Annotated in this window: 2 protein-coding genes; one reads left to right on the top strand and one right to left on the bottom strand. The window is 53.5% G+C overall.

The window, feature by feature from the left end:
- Positions 1-315: deoxyribodipyrimidine photo-lyase (locus NZ740_10705; protein ID MCS6772470.1), on the bottom strand; the 315-nt coding region annotated here is incomplete at its 3' end.
- Between the two features lie 118 nt (positions 316-433).
- On the opposite strand from NZ740_10705, the gene NZ740_10700 reads away from it, so the two are divergent.
- Positions 434-846: aminodeoxychorismate/anthranilate synthase component II (locus NZ740_10700; protein MCS6772469.1), on the top strand; the 413-nt coding region annotated here is incomplete at its 3' end.

The raw sequence follows: 846 nt of genomic DNA, 5'->3' as shown, positions 1-846 counted from the left end.
GAAAGGCTCGTAATCCTCGTTGAAGTAAATCGCTCTCGCCTCGGATTCTTTGACGACCTCTTTCAACGCCTCGATGAAAAAGCCGCGTCGCAGAATGAGTTTGCCGCCGATGCGTTCATACTGCGCGGCTAAATCGCGGAGCGATTCGGTCATAAACTTCACGCATGCGGGCGAAAAGTCGTCGCGCCGTTTCAAGATGTCGTCGGCGAAAATGAAAAGCGGCACGATGTCGCGCGTTTCTTTGAGCGCTTCGGAGAGAGCGACGTTGTCGAAGATTCTCAAATCTCTGCGGTGCCAAACGATGATGCGGTTCAAGGTTGACGCGCGTTTGATTGCGAGCCGCGCCGATGCGCCACGTCACAAACGGCGACGACGGCGAAAAAGGTTAATCTGTTTCGTTGCGTAAATTTCAAACGACAATCGAGAAATCAAAATGTTGCTCGTCATCGACAACTACGATTCGTTCACCTACAATTTGGTTCAGTATTTCGGCGAGCTGGGCGCGGCGATGGAAGTCTATCGCAACGACGACATTTCGCTCGATCAAATCGAGGCGAAACAGCCCGAAAAAATCGTGATTTCGCCAGGTCCCTGCACGCCAAACGAAGCGGGCGTTTCGCTCGCCGTCATCGAGCGTTTTCAGGGACGCATTCCGATTCTTGGCGTGTGTTTGGGGCATCAAGCCATCGGGCAAGCGTTGGGCGGCAAGGTGATTCGCGCTCCCAAGCCAATGCATGGGAAAGTCTCGAAGATTCATCACGACGGCAAAGGCATTTTCAAGGGCGTTGAAAATCCGTTTGACGCGACGCGCTACCATTCGCTCGTCGTTGAGAGAGCCTCTCTGCC

Source organism: Kiritimatiellia bacterium, assembly GCA_025054615.1.
Classification (GTDB): Bacteria; Verrucomicrobiota; Kiritimatiellia; order CAIVKH01; family CAIVKH01; genus JANWZO01.
The sequence above is the reverse complement of the archived record's forward strand: the minus strand, read 5'-3'. Positions and strand labels throughout refer to the sequence as shown.